Genomic DNA, 25,062 nt, shown 5'->3' with positions numbered 1-25,062 from the left:
TCTCAACCGTTTGAAAACGGACACTTCGCCAATAAGTCTTCCAAATGCCCTGCAAGCGAAACACGAGACGCCTTCATTCGAACGCCTGCGTCTTTTGTTGCGGAGTAGACTTGATATCCTTTTGCGCTGGCGACACGCACGCGCATTGAAGATGAAGTATCAGCGATACCGACCAGTTGCATGTCGTCTTGAACGCTCACGGCGTCGGCAACTCGTTTTCCGATGACGCCATAGCCTACGATGGCAACATGAGCTTTTTTTTGCATGTGAATAATCCTAGGCAGTATTTTGTTTCGAGTTGAAAACGAGATTTATTGGTGTGCCATGAACGAACGACTCTATGCTTTCTATCGTGGTGTCTGCGATTCTTTGCATTGCTTCGTGGGTGTAAAAGGCCGAATGCGGCGTCGCGACAACGTTTGGCATGTTGAGCAAAGTCCGCGCTCTCGAGCTGATTTCTAAGTCACGCCGGGCACAATCGACCCCACAGACCAACTCAGCTTCCTCAATAAGCAACGCCTCATCCTCTACCACATCCAACCCGGCTGCGAAAAGCTGGCCAGTGTTTAGCGCATGAATGAGCGCCTCATTGTCGACAAGGCCACCTCGCGCGGTGTTAATCAAAATTGCGCCATGCTTCATCCTTGCGAACACGTCGCTGGAAAAAAGGCCCTTGGATTGAGCCGTCAAAGGTAGATGCAGAGAAATGATATCCGCCTCGGCTAGCAGCTCATCAAATCCCATAATCGATGTCGGTTTACCACGTTCGGAATCGGGCGTTTCAGCGATGTCGTGGACGATCACCCGCATACTAAATCCATATGCAATTTCGATGACCCGGCGACCAATAGCGCCCGCACCGATAACACCTAGTGTCTTTCCTGCGAGGTCGAAACCGATAAGGTCTTCCGGCGAAAAATGGCCCGATTTCGTGCGTTTGGTAGCGGCAAGCATGCGGTGGCTGATCGTCAAAAGAAGAGCAAACACGTGTTCCGCTACAGAGTTTTCACCATATCCAGGAACATGACACACCGAGATATTGCGTTTTTCACAAGCTACCAGATCTATGTGCTCAAATCCGGTGGATCGAGTTGTGATCATCTTTAGCGACGGAAGTTTCTCTAAAACTGAATCATCGATGCGCGAGTTGATAAACACCGAAATAATTTCAGCCCAATGAAAGTCTTCGACATTTTGCTCAGACAGTCTCGCTTCAGTCGACCGCACCCAATGCCTAGACGCCAATCGTTCAAACGGCCTTTTATGCGGCTCGTCTATTTCAAAGATGGCGATTTTCATACCTCGCAAGCCCTTCTCTTATTTTGGTCCCGAAACGGCCCCTTTGTTCAAACAAGAGTTGTGATCGTGGCACCGAAACGAATGCCCAACCCCTAATTCGGTAGGCATATTAAGTACGCACGTGAAATTGATTCCACTCAACTTGCAGATTGGAGCGTTGAATCGTTCAATACGGTCCACCGCGTACCGCTTTAAGATTGCCCGATGACCAAGACTCAGTCTCCTGATTTCACCCCCGCCCTCGGCCCACGCGGCTCGATCGGACTTTACGATCGTGTCATCGCGCTGCTCACCCGGGAGAAGCAATGGCGCGCCAAACTTCTCGAGGCGCTTGCGCCTGAAAATGGCGAAACGATTGTCGATATCGGTGCCGGGACGGCAAGCATGGCAATCCTGATAAAGACCACACAGCCGGGCGCCCGTATGGTCGCGATTGATCCCGACCCGGACATCCGGCTGATCGCCGAAATGAAAGCGGCGAAGACAGGAACCGAATTAGAGTTCATAACGGCAATGGGAGACGCGGCGGTCGATAACAGGCTCCCGCCTGGAACGGTGGACAAGGTTCTGACCAGTCTTGTGCTTCACCAATGCCCAGTCCCAGTGAAGAAGAGCATCCTTCAGAACGCTTTTCGGCTCCTCAAACCAGGCGGCACGCTCTTGCTCGCCGATTATGGCCGGCAACGCTCCATTTCTATGAAACTCGCATTTAATCTCGTTCGTCTGACCGATGGATACAGCGATACCAGAGCCAATAAAGATGGCCGATTGCCCGACTTCATGGCGAACGCCGGTTTCTCAGATATTATGGAGCGCAGTGTGACGCTGACGCCGACGGGATCCATCTCGCTTTACACGGCGACCAAGAAGGAAACATGAGGCGAGACAAATCGTCGAGCGACGGTGCGCTCCAAAACTGCTATTTTAGCCATCATGTATAAACCCCGAACCGAGCTATCCACGCACGACGTCACCAATCAACCAAGGCAACCAGGCGATCTTGATCCGCTGCAGGACCCGGCCCTGGCTGAACCGCTCATGGCCGCCTTTGCAAGGTGCGATGCAAACCGCGATGAGCGAGACACAGCTACCCACCATATGACCCATCTCGCCACTTTCGCGAAAGAAGCCGGGGCGCACCATACCCGGGAGCTCGGGCGACAGGCTGACGAACACCCGCCGCGCCTGAAAGCCTTCAACGCCCAGGGCGAGCGCATCGACGAGGTCGAGTTTCATCCTGCCTATCATCAGCTGATGAAAATTGGCCTCCAGGGCGGAGTATCCTCGCGCGCCTGGACCGATCCAGCAGGCGGGCAGATCGCCCATGCGGCGCTCCTTTACATGATGAGCTGGGCCGATAGCGGCGTGACCTGCCCCATGTCTATGACCTATGCAGCCCAACCGATCCTGAGGCGAGCGGACTGGGCGAACGGTTGGGCCGAGAGCGCTCGCGCGCCAGACTATGACCCGAACGCCATGCCGATAGAACATAAATCGGCGGCGACCATCGGCATGGCGATGACCGAGAAACAAGGCGGATCCGACCTGCGCGCGAATACGACGCGCGCGCATGCGCTCTCAGATGACGAAGTCGAACTGGTCGGGCATAAATGGTTTTGCTCGGCGCCAATGTGCGATGCGTTTTTGACGCTGGCCTATGAAGAAGGTGGTTTGTCTTGCTTTCTGGCGCCGCGCTGGCGCCCAGACGGTTCACGCAACCAAATCGAGATACAACGCCTGAAAGACAAGATGGGCGATCGTTCCAATGCTTCATCTGAGATTGAGTATCGCAGCGCCTATGCAAGACGGATCGGCGCGCCTGGCCGCGGGATTGCAACCATTATCCAGATGGCGCACCACACGCGCTATGACTGCATGATAGGGTCGGCGGCCGGCATGCGTCAGGCTGTCTGCCGGGCGGCGTTTCATGTCAGTCAGCGAACAGCCTTTCAGAAGACCCTGATTGACCAACCCCTCATGCGCGGTGTGATCGCCGATCTCACACTCGAGAGTGAAGCGGCGATCGCGCTAACCCTGCGCGTTGGTGCGGGATTTGATCTCAGTGCCGACAATGAACGCGAAGCCGCATTGAGCCGGGCGTTGACGCCGCTTGCGAAGTTCTGGATATGTAAACGGCAGCCAGATGTTGTGAGCGAAGCTTTGGAGTGTTTTGGCGGGGTCGGATTCGTCGAAGAGACCGGCATGGCAAGGCTATTCAGGACCTCCCCGCTCAACGCGATTTGGGAGGGCTCTGGTAACATTATGGCGCTCGACTTGCAGCGCGCCTTGTCCGACGAGGCTGTACGAAAAGTCTTCAACGAAGAGCTCAAACGGATCGCCGCCGACATCCCAGAGACAGAAACGCTGGCCAGTAAACTTCGATCCGAGCGGCCAGACAATCTGCGCCTCTTCGCGCAGCAGGCCGCGCTCGTATTCTCAGCCGATGCACTCACCGACCCGTCTTTAAGGAAGATGTATGTGCAAACCCGTATCACCCATCCAACCCCAATCTGGGGCGCGTTTGGCGTTCAAGTCGATCTCGACAACCCGATCGTGCGGGCGACAAGCTGGATGTTGGGCTGATCCGTACACAGTCGATAGAGGCCAGAATAACAGACGGCATTGACAAGCCACCAGAAAAGAACAATACATGAACAAGCAACACGGATTCACAAAAGACGATGCGGCATGTTTTCCGCATTGTCCGGCTTTCACTTGTCGAAAGGCGAATATGCGTCAAGAACGGTCTTAAGAAAGCGCGTTAACGAGGGGAGGTGACGTCTTGTCCCTGGCACTCAAACCAAGAGATCTCGAGCCTGCTTTGCAGGCCGTTTCGCCGTTTCGGGAACTTGGCGCGTATGAAGCACTCTGGCTCGAAAAAGGTGCAAGCTTCAAATCACTTGCCGACAGATTTCGAGCTGATCGGCTTGCTCTGCCGTCAGATTTCGTAGACCCCAGGACTGCAGATGCGGCCGCCAGTAAAGTGCTCAAAAAGTTCAAAGACGCAGGCATTTCTCGCTTCGGTGTGCGGGTGAATAAGGCAGGCGATTACCCCAAACGTCTACGCGAGGCGCGCCACCCCATCGAACTGCTTTATTATCGCGGCACATGGGAACTGACAGAAACCCGCTCCGTCGCCATTGTCGGCAGCCGCAAGGCCTCCATAGAGGGCCAAAGGCGCGCAGCCCGGCTGGCGCGCCATCTCGTAGAGCGAGACATCACAGTCGTCTCAGGACTGGCTCAAGGGATCGACACGGCCGCACATATGGCGGCGCTTGAAGCAGGCGGAAAAACGATCACTGTGATCGGGACGCCATTGCACCATGTCTACCCCAAACATAACAAGGCGCTGCAGGAACGCATCGCAAATGATTTTCTGCTGATCAGTCAAGTGCCCGCCCTACGCTATGATGCCCAAGACTATCGCGCAAATCGCACCTTTTTTCCGGAACGAAATGTGACGATGAGCGCCCTCACCGAAGCAACGATTATTGTTGAAGCCAGTGAAACATCCGGAACGCTCACCCAAGCTCGCGCCGCAATTCATCAGGGCCGCAAACTGTTCATTTTGAACGCTTGCTTCGACCAGGGGTTAAAATGGCCGGAACGCTTCGCCGATCAAGGCGCAATTCGCGTACGCGATCCCGAAGACATCTGGGGCGCTCTTGGCTGACCTGCGACTAACTAAAATCGATGAGTCGCTTCGAGAGCTGCATTTTCACCTTTCCGAAGACGATAGCTGTTATTTCTTGTACGAGTATACGACCGGACAGGGCTTTCGCTATAGCGCAACTAATCAACTCATCGCCAATATTAAAAAAAGCCCGCTGACACGCGGAACGCGGCAATGGGCTTACAAGACGCGCGATATAGGTCGATGCTCTGATGATTTGACGCTCGCCTTGCCGGAAGACGTGATCGAACGGCTGACATTTGTACCTATTCCGCCTTCAAAGGCGCGCGACCATGCTGAATATGACGACCGCATGCGGCGGATTTGTGAAGGAATTGACGATGAGGTCGACGCCCGCGACCTTGTCTACCAGACGCAAAGCACCCGCGCCTCGCACGAAAATGATGATCGGGTCACCGTCGACGAGCTGATGGAGGTCTATGCCATCGACGAAGCACTCTGCGACCCACCGCCAACCGCAATCGCGATTGTAGATGACGTCATTACGGCAGGCACTCATTTTCGCGCCATGTCAGATACGCTGCGCGCGAGATTTCCGAATGCGCAAATTATTGGTCTGTTCATCGCACGTCGCGTCTTTCCCGATGAACCCGCCGCCGCAGCCTTCGGCTTTGCACCGGTTTAGCAGCAATCAATCCTTCAGCTCCAAGTTCTGACACGCGGGAAGCATATCGTGATGATCGAGACATTCGAACAGGGCTTCAATGCTGAGCACAGTCAAATATCCGCTGGAAGGGGCTTCACCCATTCTTCCAACTCTAAGCAGAGTCGTTTCAGAAGGCGACTTTACTCAGATTTCTGAGATGACCGGGCCGCGTTTTCAAGGGATGGAGCTGCCTCAGACGTACTGAACCATACCTGCAAATCGACCGGTGAGCATGAAAAGGTTTGGCCAGATCTCTTGCAACAATTGATAGCGGCGCGTCACCTGCTTCAACGCAGCATGCTGCATTGGCGGTTTTTGCAGCGATGCTATTGGCCTTCGCCTGGGTGAATTCACCGGCAGTTGAAATCTATGATCTGATCCACCACACGCCTTTGTCGTTGCAGGTTGGCGCTGTTGGATTGTCCAAGCCGTTGGTCGACTGGATCAATGAAGGCCTGATGGTCTTCTTCTTTTTTGCGATTGGGCTCGAAATCAAGCGCGAAGTCCTGGTCGGCGACCTCGCCTCGCCGCGCAAGATCGCCCTTCCCGCGATCGGCGCCCTGGGGGGCATGCTCGTCCCCGCCGCAGTCTATCTTTTGTTTAACGCGGGCAACCCGGAAACCCAGCATGGTTGGGCCGTACCAGTCGCCACCGATATTGTTCTCGCGCTCGCCGTCTTGTCTGTGCTTGGCACGCGTATCCCATCGACGCTCAAAGTGTTCCTAATGGCGCTCGCCGTGTTCGACGATTTTGGAACATTGGTGATTATCGCGCTCTTCTACACCGAAGGATTGAGTCTGGTTTCGCTTGCCTTGGCTGCAGCCGGACTGGTTGGCCTGATTGGGCTGAACCGCCTGAGGGTCACGCATATGACGCCTTACGTTTTGATTGGAATTTTCGTTTGGGTTGCAGTCCTTGAATCAGGCGTCCATGCCACAATTGCCGGTGTCCTCGTAGCGTGGACGATTCCGCTGTCGGTTAGAGGACGCCCAATGCTTTCAATCGTTGAAACCGGCATGAGACCGTGGGTCGCGTACGGTGTCGTACCGGTTTTTGCTTTTTTCAATTCAGGCATTCACCTGGCGGGCATGTCTTCTGCGGCCCTTATCGGTCCGGCGAGCCTCGGCGCGGGGTTCGGGCTTTTTATTGGCAAACCTCTCGGCGTATTTGGCGCGGCGGCCCTAGCGGTCGTTAGCGGCCTTGGAAAGCTCCCGCCGGCTATCACCTGGCTGCATTTGCTGGGCGCGTCTCTCCTCGCCGGAGTGGGCTTTACAATTAGCCTGTTTGTGGCGGCGCTCGCGTTCGACCATCCCGCCGCCTTGCAAGGGGTCACGCTAAGCGTGATCATCGCATCGACCCTCTCTGCCGTTACAGGATTGGGCGTGCTAACCTTGGCGGCTGAGAGCCCCCAGCCTGCCGAATCCGAAGAGAGGTCTCGCCGATGAAAATGTCCCCGCCGCCTTTGCCTTGGCTGATTGCTGCGTTCTTAGTCGGGGCCGTGCTTGCGATATCCTTCCGGGTAAAACTCGCAATTGATCAGCAGGCCGCATCCCCACTCCAGATTGCGGCCTCTTCGCCCGTAGAACGTGCAACATTGGAGGCGACCTTTGCCCGCATTGATGTCGAAGCGCGTTTGCGCGCCGCTTTGGCGGCGTCCTCCGTCAGCGAAGATCTCATCTCGGATAATCTGCTGACTGACGCTGAAATGCTGATCACATCTTTGCCTGCGAGCCTTTTAACTGATGACGACCGCGCCCGGCTCAATCAATGGGTCTACCAAGCGCAGATGGCCATTCTGACAAAGTCTGGCGTGGAGGCCGAATTCGAGGCAGCGATAAACGGCCTGCGTCAAATACCGCAGCATGAAGCTGGGTCTTCTGCGGAACCCTCGTCCATGGCTAGAGCCATCGCCGATCAAATCGAAAAAGCAAAGGATCGGTTTGTCGAAACGCGCGAAAGCGGTGACCGTAAAACCTATCTGATAGGGTATGGCCATTATAAAACTGCCGAAGCCCTCTTTCAAACGTATAATATCGATATCGAGCTTTACAAAATGACCGTCAGCGAGCGGATTGAAAAAAGCCTGCTCCTGCTGGCCGATGTCTATCCCAGTCCGCGCCTCGCTGATGCAGAGATGCCCTAAACCCCGCGACGCTTCTCCAACTTGTCCACAGCATGTGGTGTAATGGCCGCCTCGCCTTCGCGTCTATTCGTCCTGCACAACTATCAGCGCCAAATCAAAAGGCGCGCAAAGACGAGAACCGCAAGAAGGCCCCAGATGAATCACAATCCGAGCCACGAACGACAATCTGCCGAGCATGCCAGAACCAGAAAACCTACCAAACTCAGCGGTGCAACCTGCGTTCTATCGACCCTTGGGATTGGCCTTCTTGGCCTTGGCGTCGGCGCCATCACCGCACCCTATTTCAGAGCATCAGCGGCGCTGATTGCACTTCTGGGACTGACCGTTCATCTCATCGCGCTGATCCATACCGCTCGTGACCTGAGACCCGATTGGTCCCGCATTTGAATTGAGAGTCTCTGACAACGGAGACCCAAATGCGAAAGAGCAGATTTAGCGAAGAACAGATCATTTCGATCCTGGCCGAACAGGAGCGCGGCATGTCCACATCGGAGGTATGTCGCCGTCACGGGATGAGCTCAGCGACCTTCTACAAGTGGAAGGCGAAGTTTGGCGGGATGGATGTGTCCGACGCTAGGCGACTGAAGACCCTGGAAACGGAAAATGCGAGACTGAAGAAGCTGCTGGCCGATAGCATGCTCGACAACTCGATCCTGAAAGACCTGCTGGGAAAGAGCTGACGACGCCCCGGCTGAAACGGGAAGCGGCGCTCAAGGCGATGTCGAAATATGACATCTCGCAGCGCCGTGCCTGCAAGCTGGTCAGCGTCGATCCCAAGACGGTTCGCCGGGAGCGTGAGCCGGACAATCCGCACATCCGCAAGCGCATGCGGGAGATCGCTTCGCAGCGGCGTCGGTTTGGCTATCGCCGGATCGAGCTGATGCTGGCCCGCGAGGGTATCATCATGAACCAGAAGAAGCTGAGACGGCTCTACCGGGAAGAAGGCCTTGCCGTGAAGCGACGGCGAGGCCGCAAGCGTGCAACTGGCACCCGGACACCGATGCCGATCCCGGATGGTCCATGCATGCGCTGGAGCCTCGACTTTGTCGCCGATACGTTCGGGGCGGCCAGACGCTTCCGCATCCTGGCCGTGATCGATGACTTCACACGAGAGTGCCTGGCGCTTGTCGCTGACACATCGATCTCAGGACAGCGCGTTGCTCGCGAGCTGGATCGTCTGATGCGGCTCTATGGCAAGCCAGAGACCATTGTCAGTGACAATGGCAGCGAACTGACCAGTCGGGCGATCCTGGAATGGCAGAATGAGCGCGGGGTTGCCTGGCACTATATCGCTCCCGGCAAGCCGATGCAGAATGGCTTCGTCGAGAGCTTCAATGGCAAGCTTCGCGACGAGTGCCTCAACGAAGAAGTGTTTGATAGTCTGGCCCATGCCCGATCGATCCTCGGGCGCTGGCGCCACGACTACAATCATATCCGGCCTCACTCATCGCTGGGCGGGCTCACGCCCGCAGCGCGCCGGTCGCTCGAGCTTGATGGGAGCACCGCTCCCGACGCGCTCGCCAAGCCTCAAACTATGAACTATGGAAAGGCCAGACTCTCATTATGAGTGAGGGACCCAAGGGTCTCAGGTCACTCGGACCAAACATCCTGCATCATCTGCGGGCCGGTTGTGGCTGACAGCGATCTATGGGAGTTGCTGGATCATTCTGCTTGTTCTAACTTTTGCTCTGCTAAGGACGTGGCTTGTACACGCGTGATCAAACGGCCAAAGCCTCAAGGCGGTCTCGCGGCGACGCGATAATAACCGCCGGATCAACAGTCGCGATCGACTTGTCGGTGTCCGGGCACTCGATCGTCCTGATCATGTGGCCAAGCGTGTTCAGCCGGGCCATGCGTTTATCGTCGGTATGAACCGCATACCAGGGCGCAAATGCGTACTCTGTGCGGGTGAGCATCGCGTTGCGCGCGGCCGAATAGTCGTCCCATTTTTGCAGAGCGACCGCGTCAATCGGGCTTTTCTTCCACTGCTTCAAAGGATCTTGATCTCGGGCCGCAAGTCGCCGCTCCTGTTCGTCTCGGCTGATGTCGAGATAGTATTTGAGGATTTGCGTGCCATCGCGCACCAGCATTTGTTCAAATGCGCCAACATTGTCGTAAAATGCCTCGACTTCTTGATCGCTGGCAAAGCCCATAACCGGTTCAACGCCAGCCCGATTGTACCAGGATCGATTGAAGAGCGCGATTTCACCATCAGCTGGCAGATGCGGTGCGTAGCGTTGGAAGTACCAACTTCTCGTATCGCGGTCGGATGGCTTGCCAAGCGCCACAATGCGCGTCTCTCTGGGGCTGAGATGGTCAGCGATGCGCTTGATAACGCCGTCTTTGCCGGCGGCATCGCGTCCCTCGAAAATCACTAGAATCCGATGACCATGCGTGATCGCACGGCGCTGGATCTTGACCAGTTCTATCTGCAGCGCGCGCAGTCGGCGTTTGTATTCCTTCTTGGAAAGACCCGTGTCAGCGTGATCATCTTTTGGCATTCGCGCGAACCCTTTCATCATTGGCCGGCGAAACTTGTCTTATGGCCGGGCGGGCCAGTTCGGATGGGTATAGATAGTCCCGTGTCAGAGGGACCGCGTCTTGGCGTTTACCGAGCTGAAGTTGGAACACATTGTGAAAGCCATGGCGAAAAGACAGCTCACTTGTGACGAGATAAAAATCCCACATCCGCACAAACCTCGCATCATATAACTTTTCAGCATCATCCGCGCGGTTCAGAAATCGCTGCCTCCAGGCTTTTAGCGTTTCCGCATAGTGCAAGCGCAGGATCTCAATATCCAGAACCACCAGCCCGGCTTTCTCAATCACGGGCACAATTTCCGAGAGTGCTGGAATATAGCCCCCTGGAAAGATATGCCGGGCGATCCATGGATTGGTCGCCCCTGGTCCAGGCGACCGCCCAATCGTGTGAATGAGCGCCGTTCCATTCTCGCCGAGACGGGCCGCAATCTGGTCGAAATATTCGCGGTAATGCGGCACACCGACATGTTCAAACATACCAACCGAGACAATCTTGTCATACTCGCCGGTAAGGTTGCGATAATCTTGAATCTCAAAATCGACACGGTCGCTGAGCCCGGCGGTCTCAGCGCGCTCTTGAGCCAGACAGTGCTGCTCACAGGATAATGTCACACCGTGGACCCGAACATCTTCGCGCTCCGCCAGATGCATCGCAAGCCCGCCCCATCCGCACCCAATATCAAGCACATGGTCCCCGGGTTTCAAGCACAGCTTGCGCGCGATATGATCTTTCTTAAACCGCTGGGCATCGTCGAGCGATGTCTGCGGCTTCGGGAAATACGCGCAGGAATACTGCATGTCGTCATCAAGAAAGAGGCGGTAGAGATCGTTGCCGATATCATAATGGTGCGCCACGTTCCGAGCCGATCGCGCTTGCGGATTAAATTGCGCAACCGCACGAAACGTCTTTCGCAGGAAAGATGGGAGCGCCGCATGCGCGCTGCCCTTGGACAGAATATTGGTCCAGAGAAGATCCAGCAGATCGTATAGATCGCCGGTTTCCAGCACGAGGCCTTGTTCCATATAGGCCTCGCCAAGCTGCAATTCCGGATCGAGCACGATACGGCGAAGCCAGGCCTCTGATTTCACGGCGATACGAACTGGATCGTCGCAGTTCTGACCAAAAATAGCTGTCTTGCCATTTGGAAAGACGACTTCCAGACGGCCCTTGTGAATAGACTTTTCAAGCCGGTTTTTAGCGATTGTGCTCCAGAGACTCATCAGCGGCGTCCTTTTTGGTTTAGCGGCGACGCGCTCCGGCGTGCTCACTCTATGATCTGATACGGATAAGACGCCCCTGCCCCTGAACCATTACACTTTGCTGGTCTGCACTCTCTTTCTGAAAATCGTGAAAGCGTTACCGAGAAATGAGGGCGAACCATCTTTTCGATTTCTTACGATTGGTGTTATGCGTCGTGATCCACGCGCTATTTCCACGCGGTCTCTGACGCCGCCCGATATAGATCCTATTGCGCCATATTGGCAGCTCAGAAGTCATCGCGCCCCACGCCGCACAAAACTTTCAAAGCGTCCTCATTCGAAAAGCAAGCCTCATTCCATCAAGCGGCAATTCTGTTAACCGGCCTGATCTGAATTGAGGTCAGGACCGCACGCCCGTTTTAAACGCTGTGCGTCCTCACCAGAAAAACTTGGAAGAGAGTCGCATAAAGCTTTAAACTGGGCTCGCGTTCGCTTTTGGCCAGACCAGTATTCGTGTGGCACAGGCGGCATCGGATCATCGCATTCAGCGCAATGGGCCGCCACCACGGCAAACACTTCTACGGCTTTGGAATAGGCAAAATCGGATAATGCAACTCGCTCCGGACGTTCGGGCATTGGAAATCGGCAAACCGCCACAATCGGACCACTATCAACCGAAGGCATCATTTCATGGGCTGTGACCCCATATGTGTCCGCGCCTTCCCAGATAGCAAAACTATCAGCATGCGAGCCGGGAAATTCTGGCGGTGCCGGGTGGATATTGTATGGCGTCAGTTTTAGCTTGGACAGCAAAGTTCGCGGCACAATAATATCGGTTACAAATGAGATCAGTCTCGCATTCCCGCCTGTTTGCTCCACCGCGTTCGCCAAATCCTCTGCGTTATAGGCTGCCAGAATTTGCAACTCCCGATTCCGCTCCAACAAGAATTCCTCAAAGAAGGGAACTTCGCGTGCGCCGGTTAATAGAATTATTGATCTCGTCATCGTTCAAATCCGGTTTTTAAACCCTTCCCGGCGGGTCTTGTGATCAAATAGCGTGCGAGCTTTCGCGAGCGCTCAGCAGCCTATTTTGCAAAATTTGCTCTATTCCTCTTAATGAAGGGTTTAGTCTATGATTATCGCCCCAATAGATTGGCGCACAGCGCATTCGCCAATTAAGGCGTTGGACGTGTGTGAAGATGCGCCAATTCAAATATCCACTAATCCAAGATCCTCAGGTTCACCGCAATGCAGATCAACGCTGGCTTGCGTCAATACTACGAGGTTCGCATCTGGGGAACGCGCAGAAGGAACAAGCAGCGCTTCCCTCTCGTGAAATTCAGCAACCGCGGCGATTTCCTGAGTCCGCAAGTACTCAGTTCCACGGGACACATAATCTGATTTCCCCCAAGCGGAGAGATCCACTCCGAGCTTCTCTAAAAGACTTAGATCCAACAAATTGACGACTTCAACTTCTTTCACTGGAATGCGAAACATACGACGTTTCAAAAAGTCTGGCATAAATGGTTGCTGTTGAGACAAATGATACCGCACTTCGGCCAATGCGCCTTGCTCAGTGGTCGCAGTGTAAAGAACATCGAATGCTCCATCGTCCCACCTACCTTCCGGATGCCAACAGGTGGTGGGATCCCGACCATCTTGAATCAGTCGAAACACGTCGCCGGAAAATGATTCCGTCGGCAACGCTTCGACGTCATCAATTAATTCGATATCTCGCAGAGTACGGCGCATAAATACGGCTCAAACAAATGCGTCTGCATCCAGACGAGCGATAATTGTTAGCACTTCATCTGTTCTGTTTTGATGGATTAAATCAATCGCTCGCTCTCCTCCTAATTGAGGATGCCTTGAATGGAGCCAAAGACGAATATTCTTCGGCTTGTAATAGTCTCTAAGTTTTTGAACCACATAATTCAGGTCAGAAATGATGAGTTCGTTTTTTGGCTGAGGAGCAGCTTTTCCGGTTATCCAACGATGCACCGTCGCTTTCGAGACGTTTGTCAGCGTAGCGATGTCCTTGCCTTGAAGGCCGCCGTCTTTTTGCAAAGTGTTTAAAACTCGAGATACCGCTGCGTCGCTCATTGTGTTTCACCCATTTCGTCACTTTTTTTAGATTTGCCTAGATGCGGCAGCGTTTTCGATCCGGTGAGTCGGAGGCTTGAGTCACTTACTATTTTTTCCAAAGCTGATCCTGTTCTATCCAAAGATAAAGCATACTCTGACAACCGTCTTGTCAGACTCTCCGGAGACTTAACCTTGAGTTCTGCTGCTCGATTTCCATTAAGTTCCAATCTGGAAAGCTGCCGAGCTTTGCGCGCGCATTGCTCAATATGAGTCGTTTTGACATGATCCGGCCGTCTTGTATTTGGAACTTCACTAAGCCCCGCTATCGCCTCAACGGCCTCACGCAATGCGGTCTCTTTTGACTTTGATTTGAATTCCTCGAATGTCCCAATTCCCGTATTTGATGGGTCGAATAGCAAGCGTTTCCCTTTTGGCGCTTCAGACATCAACTGCAACTCCGCGTGACTGAAGTTTCGTCCAAGACCTGGCGCTCTTGCGAATTGCTGCCGACCAGAATCACCTACTGAGTTTTCGACTGACTTTGAGGGCTTTACCCAAGTTGAATCTGAAAATTGGTCGTTGGCTAAAGCGCCAAAAGAAAGACCGCTCGTAGTTCCCAGAGCAGCTAGCGACAATGGCTCCAGGCCCGCTGCATAATCCAATACAATAGGCAGACCGGATTCTTGTAAAAATTGAAGCCGTCGAGCGGTTTTCGTAATCCTTTGAGCGCTGGGGTCTCGCCGCATTCCAGATAGTCTCAACCACAAAGCTGAAGTGGGGGCATCTCGGTTCAAACTGACCATTCGTTTGGTCACGTCTTCCATGCCAAGCAAGGTCAGTCTTCCGATAAAACTGGATGCTATGGCGATGTGACTCCCACCGGCCCGGTCAAGTGCACTTCGGAGCACCATCATAAACTCATGGTCTTGTTCGAGTGTCTTTATCGCAGATGCGTCGGATACATATCGACTAGGTGCCAAGACAATGTGGAACTTATTCTCGACAGCGAGCTCTGCTATACTTGTTGCCATGCTCTCGTTGAAGTCGTTGGAACTCAGAGCACGATTGGGTTCGCTGGGAAGCCAGTCGGCCTTTCGGGATTGACCATTCCATTTGAAGGGACAGGCTAATTCCGCGGCTTTGGTATCCAATATTAACTCAAACCCAACTGCCCTTAGGTCGTTCAGCAAGTCTGCTTGTCTCTTTACGTTGTAGGCATCAATAACCGCGCGCTTACCCGGCAATAGGTTTTGCGACTGATAGTGGGCAAACTGTTGATTGAAGTCACCCACTCGCACGATGGTTGCCAACGGTGTCGTGTGCGATCGAAAGTTGTCAAGCTGAATAACGTTCATAAAACCCTATTACATATCAGTTTCAGAATAGTCAATTCTGAAACTGATATGTAATAGGGTTCTTTTGCTCCTTCAGAAAGGTCGAGCTGTGGCGTCGGATCTTTGGGGTCAATCAGCGGTTTCGTTATGTCCGGTTTTAGGAATAACCTGCCGATCTGCTGACGATCGGATTTTGCTGTCTGCAGTCCCAGCAGATCATCGCCCAGCAGGTTTTTCGCCAAAGTTCGCTGTGGCTTTGCTCCAATTGGAAATGTACCGGCAAGAAATTTCGCTTCGATTTTCTGCGCCTGGAACTTGCTTGGACCTTACTTGCTGAATTCACCCGCGACGGATCCGCTTATAAGCGTTTGCATTTTATTGATTTTTTGGGGCAGGCGAAGCGATCAAAGCGATCGCTCCGTAGAGCGATCTGAAACTCTGCTCGGATTTAAGGGAGACGAACTCTGTATGCGTATCATGGTTCACAAGTCCAACAGTCTAGAACGACATTCAATCATGACCTCCGACCCAAGCCCTTCGGAGCGCCGCAAGCGCGTCATTGAAGCTGCTCTCATCGAGTCGCATCAGGACATGTTTCGGTTTTTGAAGCGAAAATTGCGCAACGATGCGGATGCCAAGGATGTGCTGCAAGAATTCTATGTTAAGGCGCTGACCCGGTTTAATGATCTTAAAGATGAAGACCGGCTTCGAGGCTGGTTGTCTCAGATTCTTCGTTCGACAATCGCTGATCATTTTCGAGCAATGACGCGCTCAGACAAAGCGCTGGAAACCTATGCGGCAGAGGCTGCCCTCCTGTTCGATGATGATGAGATCGACTTTGTTATTTGCGCATGCCTATACAAAATGTTGCCGACACTGAATCCCGACTACGCGGATCTGATCTGGCGGGCTGACCTTATCGGTGAAGATCGCTCTGTGATTGCTCATGATCTCGGCCTGTCTGAGAATGCGCTTCGAGTGAAACTTCACCGCGCACGCCGGGCCATGCGCCAGCGCCTGGAACAAACCTGCCTGACCTGTATCGAACACGGCTATTTTCAATGCGCCTGTCCGGGCGCTGAAGACTTGCGAAAACGCGTTGAAGCGACCGCCTTGTCCATACCTCCGGGCCAGGTTGTTCCTTGATACGTTTTCGCAGCGGCGGGGTGTAACGCCGCTCCGGTTCGCGCGTCTTTGTTTTCAGGTCCGCAATAGGCGGTTTTTGCTTGTGCTCGCCGAGCCAGGACGAAATTGAAGAGAAGGAGATCGCCATGAACCGTGTCAAGAAAAGCGCCGTCCAAACGCCCAAAGCCAAAGTCAAACCGCCCGTCAAAAAGGGCTGTTGTTGCGCAGGCGGCTCGAAGCCGGGCCGAGGCAAGGAAAAATCGATGCCAGCGCTAAAAAGCGCTGGTGACGCAGCCTGACCCTTTCGTTCTCAATCGCCCCCTTACCGCGAAAGGCTCAAGCCATGCCAGATGATCAAAGTATGACAGCTAAAAAACCCCGCAAAGCCAAACGCTCTGATCCCAAAAAGAAAGCGTCCAAGAGCGCCCGCCGGGCGCAATCAAGGCCGGAGTCCGCAAAGCCCATTCAAGCCTCGTCCCGGCCCAGCCTGCCAGACGCCGCTGCTTATGGGGTTGATCTCATGCAGAGACAAACTCTGTTCTTTGACGCGTTGCGCCAGCGCGCCAACACAATGCTCGCCCATGAGCGAGACGGCATGCCACCTGTCTTGAAGTTCAAGTATGAGCTCGTGGCGGACGCAGCGACATTTGAACCTGCGTGCAATTATCAACTTCTAAAAATACTCGAGATTGGCGATATCTGCCTCGACGATTGTCTTGATCCAGACAAACCACCCGTGATCATTATCGATCCCCGCGCGGGTCATGGCCCCGGCATTGGCGGATTCAAAGACGATTCTGAAGTCGGCATCGCTCTACATGAAGGCTACCCCGTATACTTCGTCGTGTTCACGCCTGACCCTGTTTCCGGTCAAACGCTAGCCGATGTGTTGGCGGGCCTGCGCCAGTTTGTAGAACTCGTGGCCGAGCGACATGATGGCGAGGCGCCAGTGCTCTATGGCAATTGCCAAGGCGGATGGGCGGCGGCACTTCTGGCGGCTGATTGCGAAGGCCTTGCCGGACCGATTGTGATGAACGGGTCACCGCTCTCCTATTGGGCCGGTGAACCCGGTGCCAATCCGATGCGGCTTGCGGCAGGATTCCTCGGAGGGGCCTGGATCAATCACTTCTTGTCTGATCTCGGAAATGGCCGGTTCGATGGCGCCTGGCTGGTCCAGAATTTCGAAACCCTCAAACCTGAAGGGGCAATCTTCCGGAAATATGCCGATCTGTTTGAAAACGTCGATACAGCCGCCGACAGGTTCCTGGATTTCGAGCGTTGGTGGGGCGGCTTCTACCGCCTGAGCCGCGAAGAGATTCTTGCGATTGTGGAAAACCTCTTTATCGGCAACCGGCTTGAAAAAGGTCTGGTGAAACTCGGGGCCCATTGTGAGATTGATTTAAAACAGATCCGCAATCCCCTCGTCATCTTCGCCTCACATGGCGACAATATCACCCCGCCGCATCAGGCACTTGGTTGGATCCCAGCGGTTTATGAGACGACCGAGGCACTCATCGCAGCCGATCAACGCATTGTCTATCTGATCAATCAACATGCCGGGCATCTCGGCATCTTTGTATCTGCGAGTGTCGCGCGCCTCGAACATCGCGCGATGCTGGAAAACCTTTCCGATATCGAAGCGCTGGAGCCTGGGCTCTATGAAATGAGGATCGATAATCCGACCGGCGATCCTGATTGCGACCACGACCAGTACATTGTGCGGTTTGAACCCCGCCGGGTTGAGGACCTGGTATTCGAAACCCAGCCTGAGGCATTTGAGCGTGTCGGGCGTCTGTCGGCGCAATTGGAGACGGCTTATTCGAACTTCGCCAGCCCGTGGGTGCGCGCCTGGTCTAATCCGGTCACAGCAGAGCTTATGAAATGGTCTCATCCGATGCGGGTGACACGCTACATGTTCTCAGAACGGTTCAATCCAGCCATGGCGATGACCGCCGCGTTTGCGCCCATGGTTCGCGCCAATCGAAAGGCTGTCAATGAGGACAATCGCTTTCGCACAGCTGAAAAGATGGGCGTCGACTGGATCGAGACTGGCCTGACCCGCATGCGCGAGTCTCGCGATGCCGCATCCGAACTGGCCTTCAGCTGGCTCTATGACTGGCCCAGATTGCCTGAACCTATAAAGGACGAGGCGGCAAAGAAATGAGCGCCCTCGACACCCCCCAGCGCGAAAACCATCGCGTCCTCACCGTCAATAGTGGGTCTTCAAGCCTGAAAATCGCGCTCTTCCGGGTCGGAAACGACGTGGTCAAGACAATGTCGGGCGCCGTCACTGGCATTGGCGCATCAGAGGCGAGAATGTCAGCTGAGACCGCTTATGGCGACACACTTTGGGACCAGCGCACCTGCTGCATCAACCACCCCGTTGCGCTGGAAACCTTCTTTCATGAGATGGCCGTTCATGTCGATCTCGGCGGAATTTCTGCTGTCGGACACCGGGTTGTGCATGGCGGCCCGCATTATACCAGCGCCCAGCGCCTGACGCCCAAGGTTGAGGCCGATCTCCGCAAACTGATCCCATTGGCGCCGCTGCACATGCCTGCCAATCTTGACGGTATTGTCGCCGCGCGCCTGCGTCTACCGAATGCGTTGCACTATGCCTGTTTCGATACGAGCTTTCATTCAGACATGCCGATCGCGGCCCAGCGCACGGGATTGCCGCCCGAGATGGAAGACCCATTCATCCGTCGTTTCGGCTTTCACGGTCTCTCTTATGCATACATCGTCGACGATCTCGCCGCGCGCGCTGGTCAGGCGGTGTCCCGGCAGCGCCTGCTCGTAGCCCATCTCGGTGCCGGCGCAAGTATGGCCGCAATCGAGAATCGCCAAACCATAGACACGAGCATGGGGTTCTCGGCGCTTGCCGGACTGCCCATGGCGACCCGTAGCGGTGACGTCGATCCCGGATTGCTCTTACACCTCATCATCGAGAAAGGCTGGGCGCCATCTGTCTTGCGCGACCAATTGTATCTTGGGGCGGGTTTGCTGGGGCTTTCAGGTCTCAGCGGTGATGTGAAAACTCTGCTCAAATCACAAGACCCAAATGCAAGCGAAGCACTTGCGCAGTTTGCCTATCAAGCGCGCAAGCAGGCCGGCGCCCTGATCGCGGCTATGGGCGGCGTTGACCGGATCATCTTTACCGGCGGGGTTGGCGAACACGCCCCGTCGATCCGGGCCGCGATATGCCAGCCGCTTAGCGATCTCTACAGAATCAAATTTGACGCGGCCGCAAATGATCGCGGCGAAGCGTGCATTTCAAAGCCGGATAGCGGCGTGATTGTCGAAACGGTTCACACGGATGAAGCCATGATGATTGCCCGTTATGGGCGCGAAATGTTTGAAGCCGCGCCGGCGCAGATGAAGCGGCGAGCCTCATGACGGGTTTTCGAGACTTCGCCGCCCTGCAAACCGCTGCCGACGCCGGCCCGCCGGTCAAGGTCGCCATTGTCTGTGCGGCGCAACGTGAGGTTTTAATCGCCGCCGATACGGCGTTCAAGCGCGGCTGGATCCATCCCATTCTCATCGGCGATCCTGATGCCATAAAGGCTGAAGCCGAGGCGGCAAATCTCTCATTCCATCCCGATCAAGTCTTGCCGGCCTGGAGTGAGACAGAGGCGGCCCAGCGCGCCGCCAGCTTGCTTCGATCAGGCAGCACGCATGCCGCCATGAAAGGTCTTATCCATACTGACATCTTGTTGAAGGCATTGCTCAATGCCAGCGCTGGCCTACGTCAGCCGGGCACGCGGGTCAGCCATGTCTTTCTGGCGGACATTCCAGCCTATCCGAAACTGCTTGCGATTAGCGACGCGGCGGTCAATATCGCCCCGGATCTCAGCGCGAAGGCCGCTATCCTGCAGCACGCGATCGATCTTATGGCGTCTATTGGCGTCGATCTGCCGAAAGCCGCCATTCTGTCTGCGGTTGAGACCGTCAACCCGCTGATCAGCTCCAGCCTCGATGCCGCGGCGCTCTCGGTCATGTCACATCGCGGTCAGGTTCGCGGCGCGCTGGTTGACGGACCTCTTGCCTTCGACAATGCTATTTCGCTTAAAGCCGCAGAGGTCAAAGGCATTGCCTCGCCTGTGGCTGGGGATGCCGACATCCTGCTCGTGCCAGATCTCGTTTCTGGCAACATTCTGGCTAAGAATCTGGAATACATGGCTGACGCCACGCTGGCCGGTCTCGTCCTCGGGCTGAACGCCCCCATCGTCTTGCCATCGCGCGCCGATCCAGTGGACGCACGGCTCGCAGGCCTGGCGCTGGCGCGCCTTAGCCTGGCCGCCAAGGCGCGCAAATCCGCGCCGCAAGACAAAGCGCCTGTGTGGCCGGTACATGCAACGCGCAGCTCTCCGATGCCAGAAGTCGATTGCTGCCCGCCCAGCGATTCCACGCCAACCTCCCCCACATCACTCAATGGAGGCGCTCATGCCGAGCCCTGATCCTGTTATCTGCGCGCCCGTGCGCACCGCCATCGGCGCCTTTGGCGGCAGCCTGAAAAACGTCCCGGCGTCCGATCTTGGCGCGATCGCGATCAAGGCCGTTCTGGAACGGGCAGGACTTGCACCGGATCGGATCGATACCGTTATTATGGGCCAGGTTCTGCAAGCCGGCGCCGGAATGAACCCGGCGCGTCAGGCAGCGATAGGTGCGGGTCTTCCTGTCAACGTCCCCGCGATGACGGTCAACCGGGTCTGCGGATCCGGCGCGCAAGCGGTCATAACCGCCGCGCAAGACGTCATGCTTGGCCACGCGGCGTGCGCCGTCGCCGGCGGCATGGAGAATATGGACCAAGCCCCATTTCTGCTTGGCAAAGCGCGCTATGGCTATCGCCTTGGCGACGGAGCGCTGATTGACAGCCTCCTAAATGACGGGCTGAACGATGCTTTTTCCGGCGAGCATTCCGGCTGGCATACCGAAGACTTAGCCGAACAGAACCAAATCAGCCGCGCAGCGCAGGATGCCTGGGCGCTGCGTTCGCAAAGCCGGTTCTCGAAAGCTCAGAGCGAAGGTCTTTTCGACGCCGAGATTGTGCCCATTGAGATGAAAACTCGTAAAGGGATTTCGGCATTCGATCGGGACGAGCACAATCGCCCGGATACGACGCTAGACACGCTTGCGCATCTAAAGCCGGCCTTCCGAGAGGCGGGGACGATCACCGCCGGAAATGCTCCCGGATTGAATGCGGGCGCTGCTGCAATGATCGTTGCTGACCGGGCCTGGGCAGAGACAAACCAGTTGCAGCCTGCTGTCCGGATTGCCGGCATGGGCGTCGGCGCCGTCGAACCCGGACTGTTCGGCCTTGGTCCTGTGCCCGCTGTGAAACAGGCATTGGAGCAGGCCGCCTGGCCGCTTGCATCTGTGGAACGGGTCGAAATTAACGAGGCTTTTGCGGCCATTGCCGTCGCTTTGGTCGGCGAGTTGGGGTTCCCAGAGGACATCGTCAATGTCGAAGGCGGCGCCATTGCACATGGCCATCCAATCGGCGCAACGGGCGCTATTCTGACCGTACGGCTGATCCACGCCATGCAACGAGACAATCTTAAGCGCGGCATCGTTACCCTCTGCATTGGCGGCGGACAGGGCGTCGCGCTCGCGCTCGAACGTATCCCATCCTGACCCGGCGCATCTCCCCCCAACTGCCCCGACGCCGGTTAACAGGGAACGCCGTCTCTCACGATTGCCTCCGTGAGGGACGGCGGCTTTGGCTGCGTATTATTCTGCAAGGAGCTGGATGTGAGCACACCCGATTGTGATCTTAGCGGAAAAACCGCACTGATTGTCGGCATTGCGAATAGCGATAGTCTGGCCTGGGCGGCGGCCACGTCCCTTCGCGATGCAGGCGCGCGTCTGGCGATCACCTATTTGAACGAGAAGGCTCGCCCGCATGTTGAACCTTTAGCGAAAAAGGCAGATGCAGATCTCATTCTCGAATGCGATGTCACCAAACCTGGATCGTTGGACGCTGTCTTCGACGCGGTCGAAGCAAAATGGGATCGGCTTGATCTTGTCTTTCACGGGATTGCAAGTGCGCCAAAATCTGATCTTAAGGGGCGTTTGACAGACTGTTCGGCCGACGGTTTCGCCGCCGCCATGACGGTGTCTTGCTATTCGCTCCTTCATATGGAGCGGCGGGCTGAACCATTAATGCGACGCGGCGGCTCTCTGATCACGCTCAGTTTCTATGGCTCAGAAAAAGTCGTTGATCACTATAATGTCATGGGCCCGGTCAAAGCTGCGCTTGAAAGCGCTGTACGCTACCTCGCCCATGAGCTCGGACCCTCGGGCATCCGCGTCAATGCCATTTCCGCCGGACCCGTTGCGACAAGAGCCGCGTCTGGCCTCACCCATTTCGAAGAATTGCTAAACGAGGCCGCAACCAAATCACCGCTGCGACGAACAATCGATGCCAGCGAAGTCGGAAAAGCAGCATTGTTTTTGGCCAGCGATCTGTCCAGCGGCGTGACCGGTGAAATCGTTCATGTCGATGCCGGGTTCCATGTCGATGGCATGATTTTTCACTGACAAGAGAAACGATGATGACCGTAGAAGACCCTGTTTGCCGCAACACGATGCCCCTCGAAAACGCTCACGCGTCGCAGGAATATGGTGGATGGGCCTATTTCTTTTGCTCAACCCATTGCCACACAGCCTTCAAACTAAATCCCGAACGCTATGCAGACGCGCGCATTCCCGCCGCCTTCAGCGCGCCGGGCGACGCCTCTCACCCATCCCGCAAAGCATGACTTAGCAGACAAAGACCCTCCACCATGGATCACTCCACCCACGCGCCCCCATCTCGCCACGCACCTCATGGCGGTCACGGACAGAAAAAAACGGACCCGCATGGCGGCCACGACCACGAAGGCATGATTGCCGATTATCGCCGGCGGTTTTGGGTCGTGCTGGCAGCGACGATCCCCATCCTCGCTTTGGCACCGATGATCCAAGGCTGGCTTGGCCTCGAAGACGCCTTGCGGTTTCCGGGCGACCGCTACGTGCTGGCGGGGCTTTCAAGTCTTGTTTTCTTCTATGGCGGCTGGCCGTTCCTGAAAGGGTTTTTACGAGAGATCACTGCCCGCGACATCGGTATGATGACGCTGATCTCGGTCGCGATCACCGCTGCTTACGCCTATTCCATCGGCATGGTCGCAATCGGCAGTGATGAGACCTTTTTTTGGGAACTCGCAACCCTGATTGCAGTTATGTTGCTCGGGCACTGGATCGAGATGAAATCGGTGCTTGGCGCTGGGCGCGCCTTGGAAAAACTCGCAAGCCTGATGCCGGATGAAGCCCACCTCGTGGCTGATGATGGCAGTGTAATCGATGTGCCCGTTTCGACACTGAAAGGCGGCGAACATCTTCTCATCAAGCCAGGCGAGAAAGTCCCAGCTGACGGGATCATTGTCAGAGGCGAGTCGTCTCTCAATGAATCCATGCTCACCGGAGAGTCCAAGCCGATTTTCAAGACCGTGGATACCGAAGTGATCGGCGGATCGATCAATGGCGAAGGTTCGCTAACAATCCGGGTCGACAAGACCGGTGATGAAACCTTCCTGTCGAGCGTCATCAAGCTCGTTAAGGAAGCCCAAGCCAGCAAATCCAAAACCCAGGATCTCGCCAACACGGCGGCCAAATGGCTGACTTTCATCGCACTTGGCGGAGGCTTATCGACCGTTTTGTTCTGGACCCTGTTCACCGATCAGGGATTTGGGTTTGCTATGGCGCGCGCCGTTACCGTGATGGTCATCGCCTGCCCGCACGCGCTTGGTTTGGCTGTGCCGCTTGTGGTTGCGCGCTCGACCGCGATCGCGGCCACCAATGGATTGCTCATTCGGGATCGGACGGCATTCGAAGAAGCGCGCAACATCAATGCCATCATTTTCGACAAAACCGGCACGCTGACCAAGGGCGAGTTTGGGATCACCGATACGCTTGTTTTTGATACGACATTCACCGAGAGCGATATCGTCGCTTATGCGGCGTCGATTGAAGCTCATTCTGAACACCCAATCGCCCAGGGGATCGTTCGCGATGCGCCAGAAGCATGGGGTGTCGACAAGTTCAAGGCGATCCCTGGCAAAGGTGCAGAAGGCCTCGTTAAAGACCGCGACGTGAAAGTCGTCAGCCCCGGCTATTTGCGCGACCAAGGTCTTGAAATGGATGATCCCCGGTTCGAAACCCTGAGCGCGCAGGGCAAGACAGTCGTTTTCGTGCTCATTGATGACAAGCTCGCTGGCGCAATCGCGCTGGCCGATATCATTCGTGAGGAATCGGCGAAAGCCATCCTGATGCTTCAGGCCATGGGCATTCAGTGCATCATGCTGACCGGCGACAATCAACAGGTGGCGGAATGGGTCGGCCAGGAAATCGGCCTGGACGAAGTGATTGCCGAAGTCCTGCCAGAAGAAAAAGCCGCTAAAGTCCGCGAAGTTCAGTCCCGCGGTCTGATCGTCGCGATGACCGGCGATGGCGTGAACGATGCGCCGGCGCTGGCTCAGGCGAATGTCGGGATCGCAATCGGTGCAGGCACGGATGTCGCGATCGAAACCGCCGACATTATTCTTGTCCGGTCCAGCCCGTCTGATGTCGTGGCGATCATTGAGCTGGCGCGCGCGACCTATAATAAGATGATGCAAAACCTCGCTTGGGCGACCGGCTATAACACGTTCGCCATTCCAGCGGCAGCCGGCGTGTTTTTCCCCTGGGGCGTCATTCTCACACCCGCGCTTGGCGCCGTGTTCATGTCGGCAAGCACCGTGATCTGCGCCATCAACGCCCAACTCCTCAAACTGTCTCGATCCCGGGTGTCGACATGACAGTGCGAGGTTTTGTTCCGGGTTTCGGATTTTTGACGCTCTGCCTCAGAGCGCTCAGCATCGGAGCCCTCCTGCTCCTGGTCCTGGTCCTGGTCCTGGTCCTGGATCATGCCGGGCATTTGAGCTGGCAAGACTGGCTGCTGATCGTTTTTATTTTTGCG

At 55.6% G+C, this 25,062-nt stretch carries 25 protein-coding genes; 16 read left to right on the top strand and 9 right to left on the bottom strand.

The window, feature by feature from the left end; all coding sequences use genetic code 11:
* Window positions 1-2: 2 nt before the first annotated feature.
* Both HY36_RS07310 and HY36_RS07305 read right to left on the bottom strand, forming a co-directional pair.
* Window positions 3-266: a hypothetical protein gene (locus tag HY36_RS07310; RefSeq protein WP_035550589.1), complete on the bottom strand. Its 264-nt coding sequence runs from the start codon at window positions 264-266 to the stop codon at window positions 3-5.
* Window positions 267-276: 10 nt separating this feature from the next.
* Window positions 277-1,299 (bottom strand): NAD(P)-dependent oxidoreductase, encoded by a 1,023-nt coding sequence (locus tag HY36_RS07305; protein ID WP_035550586.1) that lies wholly within the window; start codon window positions 1,297-1,299, stop codon window positions 277-279.
* A 204-nt stretch (window positions 1,300-1,503) separates the two neighbouring features.
* On the opposite strand from HY36_RS07305, the gene HY36_RS07300 reads away from it, so the two are divergent.
* From HY36_RS07300 to HY36_RS07260, 8 genes are all read left to right on the top strand, one after another.
* On the top strand, window positions 1,504-2,178 hold the full coding sequence (locus HY36_RS07300; protein WP_035550583.1) for a class I SAM-dependent methyltransferase: 675 nt from the start codon (window positions 1,504-1,506) through the stop codon (window positions 2,176-2,178).
* A 54-nt stretch (window positions 2,179-2,232) separates the two neighbouring features.
* Window positions 2,233-3,882 carry an acyl-CoA dehydrogenase family protein gene (locus HY36_RS07295; RefSeq protein WP_035550579.1) on the top strand — a complete coding sequence of 550 codons (1,650 nt, stop codon included), beginning with the start codon at window positions 2,233-2,235 and terminating at the stop codon, window positions 3,880-3,882.
* A gap of 199 nt (window positions 3,883-4,081) precedes the next feature.
* A complete protein-coding gene (locus HY36_RS07290) occupies window positions 4,082-4,972 on the top strand; it encodes a DNA-processing protein DprA (RefSeq protein ID WP_035550576.1) in 891 nt (296 codons plus the stop codon).
* A complete protein-coding gene (locus HY36_RS07285; protein ID WP_206741165.1) occupies window positions 4,965-5,618 on the top strand; it encodes a hypothetical protein in 654 nt (217 codons plus the stop codon). The genes HY36_RS07290 and HY36_RS07285 overlap by 8 nt, the downstream gene beginning before the upstream one ends.
* 263 nt (window positions 5,619-5,881) lie before the next feature.
* Window positions 5,882-7,084, top strand: a complete 1,203-nt coding sequence (gene nhaA / locus HY36_RS07280; protein ID WP_276325154.1) for a Na+/H+ antiporter NhaA — start codon at window positions 5,882-5,884, stop codon at window positions 7,082-7,084.
* Between the two features lie 149 nt (window positions 7,085-7,233).
* Window positions 7,234-7,782 (top strand): hypothetical protein, encoded by a 549-nt coding sequence (locus HY36_RS07275; RefSeq protein WP_155841774.1) that lies wholly within the window; start codon window positions 7,234-7,236, stop codon window positions 7,780-7,782.
* Window positions 7,783-7,917: 135 nt separating this feature from the next.
* Entirely contained in the window at window positions 7,918-8,169 is a 252-nt protein-coding gene (locus HY36_RS07270; RefSeq protein WP_035550571.1) for a hypothetical protein, read from the top strand.
* Between the two features lie 29 nt (window positions 8,170-8,198).
* A protein-coding gene (locus tag HY36_RS07260; protein WP_155841772.1) for an IS3 family transposase occupies window positions 8,199-9,349 on the top strand; the annotation gives its coding sequence in 2 pieces (ribosomal slippage) (window positions 8,199-8,457 and window positions 8,457-9,349; 1,152 coding nt in all).
* Between the two features lie 151 nt (window positions 9,350-9,500).
* Here the strand turns inward: HY36_RS07260 and ppk2 are convergent.
* The 7 genes from ppk2 to HY36_RS07225 form a co-directional block, all read right to left on the bottom strand.
* Complete coding sequence (gene ppk2, locus HY36_RS07255; RefSeq protein WP_051602598.1) at window positions 9,501-10,283, bottom strand: polyphosphate kinase 2; 783 nt, start codon at window positions 10,281-10,283, stop codon at window positions 9,501-9,503.
* Window positions 10,270-11,544, bottom strand: coding sequence for an SAM-dependent methyltransferase (locus HY36_RS07250; protein WP_035550563.1), 1,275 nt, complete (start codon window positions 11,542-11,544; stop codon window positions 10,270-10,272). Before HY36_RS07250 ends, ppk2 begins: the two co-directional genes overlap by 14 nt.
* Before the next feature lie 354 nt (window positions 11,545-11,898).
* Window positions 11,899-12,447, bottom strand: coding sequence for a formyltransferase family protein (locus HY36_RS07245; protein WP_162175963.1), 549 nt, complete (start codon window positions 12,445-12,447; stop codon window positions 11,899-11,901).
* Between the two features lie 285 nt (window positions 12,448-12,732).
* Window positions 12,733-13,275 (bottom strand): RES family NAD+ phosphorylase, encoded by a 543-nt coding sequence (locus HY36_RS07240; RefSeq protein WP_051602597.1) that lies wholly within the window; start codon window positions 13,273-13,275, stop codon window positions 12,733-12,735.
* A 9-nt stretch (window positions 13,276-13,284) separates the two neighbouring features.
* A complete protein-coding gene (locus HY36_RS18105) occupies window positions 13,285-13,626 on the bottom strand; it encodes a winged helix-turn-helix transcriptional regulator (protein ID WP_081806089.1) in 342 nt (113 codons plus the stop codon).
* On the bottom strand, window positions 13,623-14,963 hold the full coding sequence (locus tag HY36_RS07230; RefSeq protein WP_035550555.1) for a hypothetical protein: 1,341 nt from the start codon (window positions 14,961-14,963) through the stop codon (window positions 13,623-13,625). The genes HY36_RS18105 and HY36_RS07230 overlap by 4 nt, the downstream gene beginning before the upstream one ends.
* The gene (locus tag HY36_RS07225) at window positions 14,960-15,184 is read right to left on the bottom strand and encodes a hypothetical protein (protein ID WP_035550553.1); all 225 of its coding nucleotides are present in this window, start codon (window positions 15,182-15,184) and stop codon (window positions 14,960-14,962) included. Before HY36_RS07225 ends, HY36_RS07230 begins: the two co-directional genes overlap by 4 nt.
* A 274-nt stretch (window positions 15,185-15,458) precedes the next feature.
* Here HY36_RS07225 and HY36_RS07220 point away from each other — a divergent pair, with 274 nt between their 5' ends.
* The 8 genes from HY36_RS07220 (at window position 15,459) to HY36_RS07180 (ending at window position 24,901) form a co-directional block, all read left to right on the top strand.
* Window positions 15,459-16,088: an RNA polymerase sigma factor gene (locus HY36_RS07220; protein WP_162175962.1), complete on the top strand. Its 630-nt coding sequence runs from the start codon at window positions 15,459-15,461 to the stop codon at window positions 16,086-16,088.
* A gap of 499 nt (window positions 16,089-16,587) precedes the next feature.
* Window positions 16,588-18,231, top strand: coding sequence for a DUF3141 domain-containing protein (locus tag HY36_RS07210; RefSeq protein WP_051602606.1), 1,644 nt, complete (start codon window positions 16,588-16,590; stop codon window positions 18,229-18,231).
* On the top strand, window positions 18,228-19,463 hold the full coding sequence (locus HY36_RS07205) for an acetate/propionate family kinase (protein WP_051602595.1): 1,236 nt from the start codon (window positions 18,228-18,230) through the stop codon (window positions 19,461-19,463). Before HY36_RS07210 ends, HY36_RS07205 begins: the two co-directional genes overlap by 4 nt.
* Window positions 19,460-20,524 (top strand): bifunctional enoyl-CoA hydratase/phosphate acetyltransferase, encoded by a 1,065-nt coding sequence (locus tag HY36_RS07200; protein ID WP_081806088.1) that lies wholly within the window; start codon window positions 19,460-19,462, stop codon window positions 20,522-20,524. Before HY36_RS07205 ends, HY36_RS07200 begins: the two co-directional genes overlap by 4 nt.
* On the top strand, window positions 20,511-21,701 hold the full coding sequence (locus HY36_RS07195) for a thiolase family protein (RefSeq protein ID WP_035550547.1): 1,191 nt from the start codon (window positions 20,511-20,513) through the stop codon (window positions 21,699-21,701). Before HY36_RS07200 ends, HY36_RS07195 begins: the two co-directional genes overlap by 14 nt.
* A gap of 117 nt (window positions 21,702-21,818) precedes the next feature.
* Window positions 21,819-22,607 (top strand): enoyl-ACP reductase FabI, encoded by a 789-nt coding sequence (fabI, locus tag HY36_RS07190; RefSeq protein WP_035550615.1) that lies wholly within the window; start codon window positions 21,819-21,821, stop codon window positions 22,605-22,607.
* A 14-nt stretch (window positions 22,608-22,621) separates the two neighbouring features.
* The gene (locus HY36_RS07185) at window positions 22,622-22,828 is read left to right on the top strand and encodes a YHS domain-containing protein (protein ID WP_081806091.1); all 207 of its coding nucleotides are present in this window, start codon (window positions 22,622-22,624) and stop codon (window positions 22,826-22,828) included.
* Window positions 22,829-22,852: 24 nt separating this feature from the next.
* Window positions 22,853-24,901 (top strand): copper-translocating P-type ATPase, encoded by a 2,049-nt coding sequence (locus tag HY36_RS07180; RefSeq protein WP_035550541.1) that lies wholly within the window; start codon window positions 22,853-22,855, stop codon window positions 24,899-24,901.
* The last annotated feature ends 161 nt before the right edge of the window (window positions 24,902-25,062 follow it).

The sequence above is a fragment of the Hyphomonas atlantica corrig. genome (assembly GCF_000682715.1).
Classification (GTDB): Bacteria; Pseudomonadota; Alphaproteobacteria; order Caulobacterales; family Hyphomonadaceae; genus Hyphomonas; species Hyphomonas atlantica.
Note: the sequence above shows the minus strand (reverse complement) of the source record. Positions and strands in the feature narration are given on the sequence as shown.

Coding starts and splice junctions, on each gene's coding strand:
- HY36_RS07310 (WP_035550589.1), bottom strand. CDS start 266: ATGCAAAAAAAAGCTCATGTTGCCATCGTAGGCTATGGCGTCATCGGA.
- HY36_RS07305 (WP_035550586.1), bottom strand. CDS start 1,299: ATGAAAATCGCCATCTTTGAAATAGACGAGCCGCATAAAAGGCCGTTT.
- HY36_RS07300 (WP_035550583.1), top strand. CDS start 1,504: ATGACCAAGACTCAGTCTCCTGATTTCACCCCCGCCCTCGGCCCACGC.
- HY36_RS07295 (WP_035550579.1), top strand. CDS start 2,233: ATGTATAAACCCCGAACCGAGCTATCCACGCACGACGTCACCAATCAA.
- HY36_RS07270 (WP_035550571.1), top strand. CDS start 7,918: ATGAATCACAATCCGAGCCACGAACGACAATCTGCCGAGCATGCCAGA.
- ppk2 (WP_051602598.1), bottom strand. CDS start 10,283: ATGCCAAAAGATGATCACGCTGACACGGGTCTTTCCAAGAAGGAATAC.
- HY36_RS07250 (WP_035550563.1), bottom strand. CDS start 11,544: ATGAGTCTCTGGAGCACAATCGCTAAAAACCGGCTTGAAAAGTCTATT.
- HY36_RS07240 (WP_051602597.1), bottom strand. CDS start 13,275: ATGCGCCGTACTCTGCGAGATATCGAATTAATTGATGACGTCGAAGCG.
- HY36_RS18105 (WP_081806089.1), bottom strand. CDS start 13,626: ATGAGCGACGCAGCGGTATCTCGAGTTTTAAACACTTTGCAAAAAGAC.
- HY36_RS07230 (WP_035550555.1), bottom strand. CDS start 14,963: ATGAACGTTATTCAGCTTGACAACTTTCGATCGCACACGACACCGTTG.
- HY36_RS07220 (WP_162175962.1), top strand. CDS start 15,459: ATGACCTCCGACCCAAGCCCTTCGGAGCGCCGCAAGCGCGTCATTGAA.
- HY36_RS07210 (WP_051602606.1), top strand. CDS start 16,588: ATGCAGAGACAAACTCTGTTCTTTGACGCGTTGCGCCAGCGCGCCAAC.
- HY36_RS07205 (WP_051602595.1), top strand. CDS start 18,228: ATGAGCGCCCTCGACACCCCCCAGCGCGAAAACCATCGCGTCCTCACC.
- HY36_RS07200 (WP_081806088.1), top strand. CDS start 19,460: ATGACGGGTTTTCGAGACTTCGCCGCCCTGCAAACCGCTGCCGACGCC.
- HY36_RS07195 (WP_035550547.1), top strand. CDS start 20,511: ATGCCGAGCCCTGATCCTGTTATCTGCGCGCCCGTGCGCACCGCCATC.
- HY36_RS07185 (WP_081806091.1), top strand. CDS start 22,622: ATGACCGTAGAAGACCCTGTTTGCCGCAACACGATGCCCCTCGAAAAC.
- HY36_RS07180 (WP_035550541.1), top strand. CDS start 22,853: ATGGATCACTCCACCCACGCGCCCCCATCTCGCCACGCACCTCATGGC.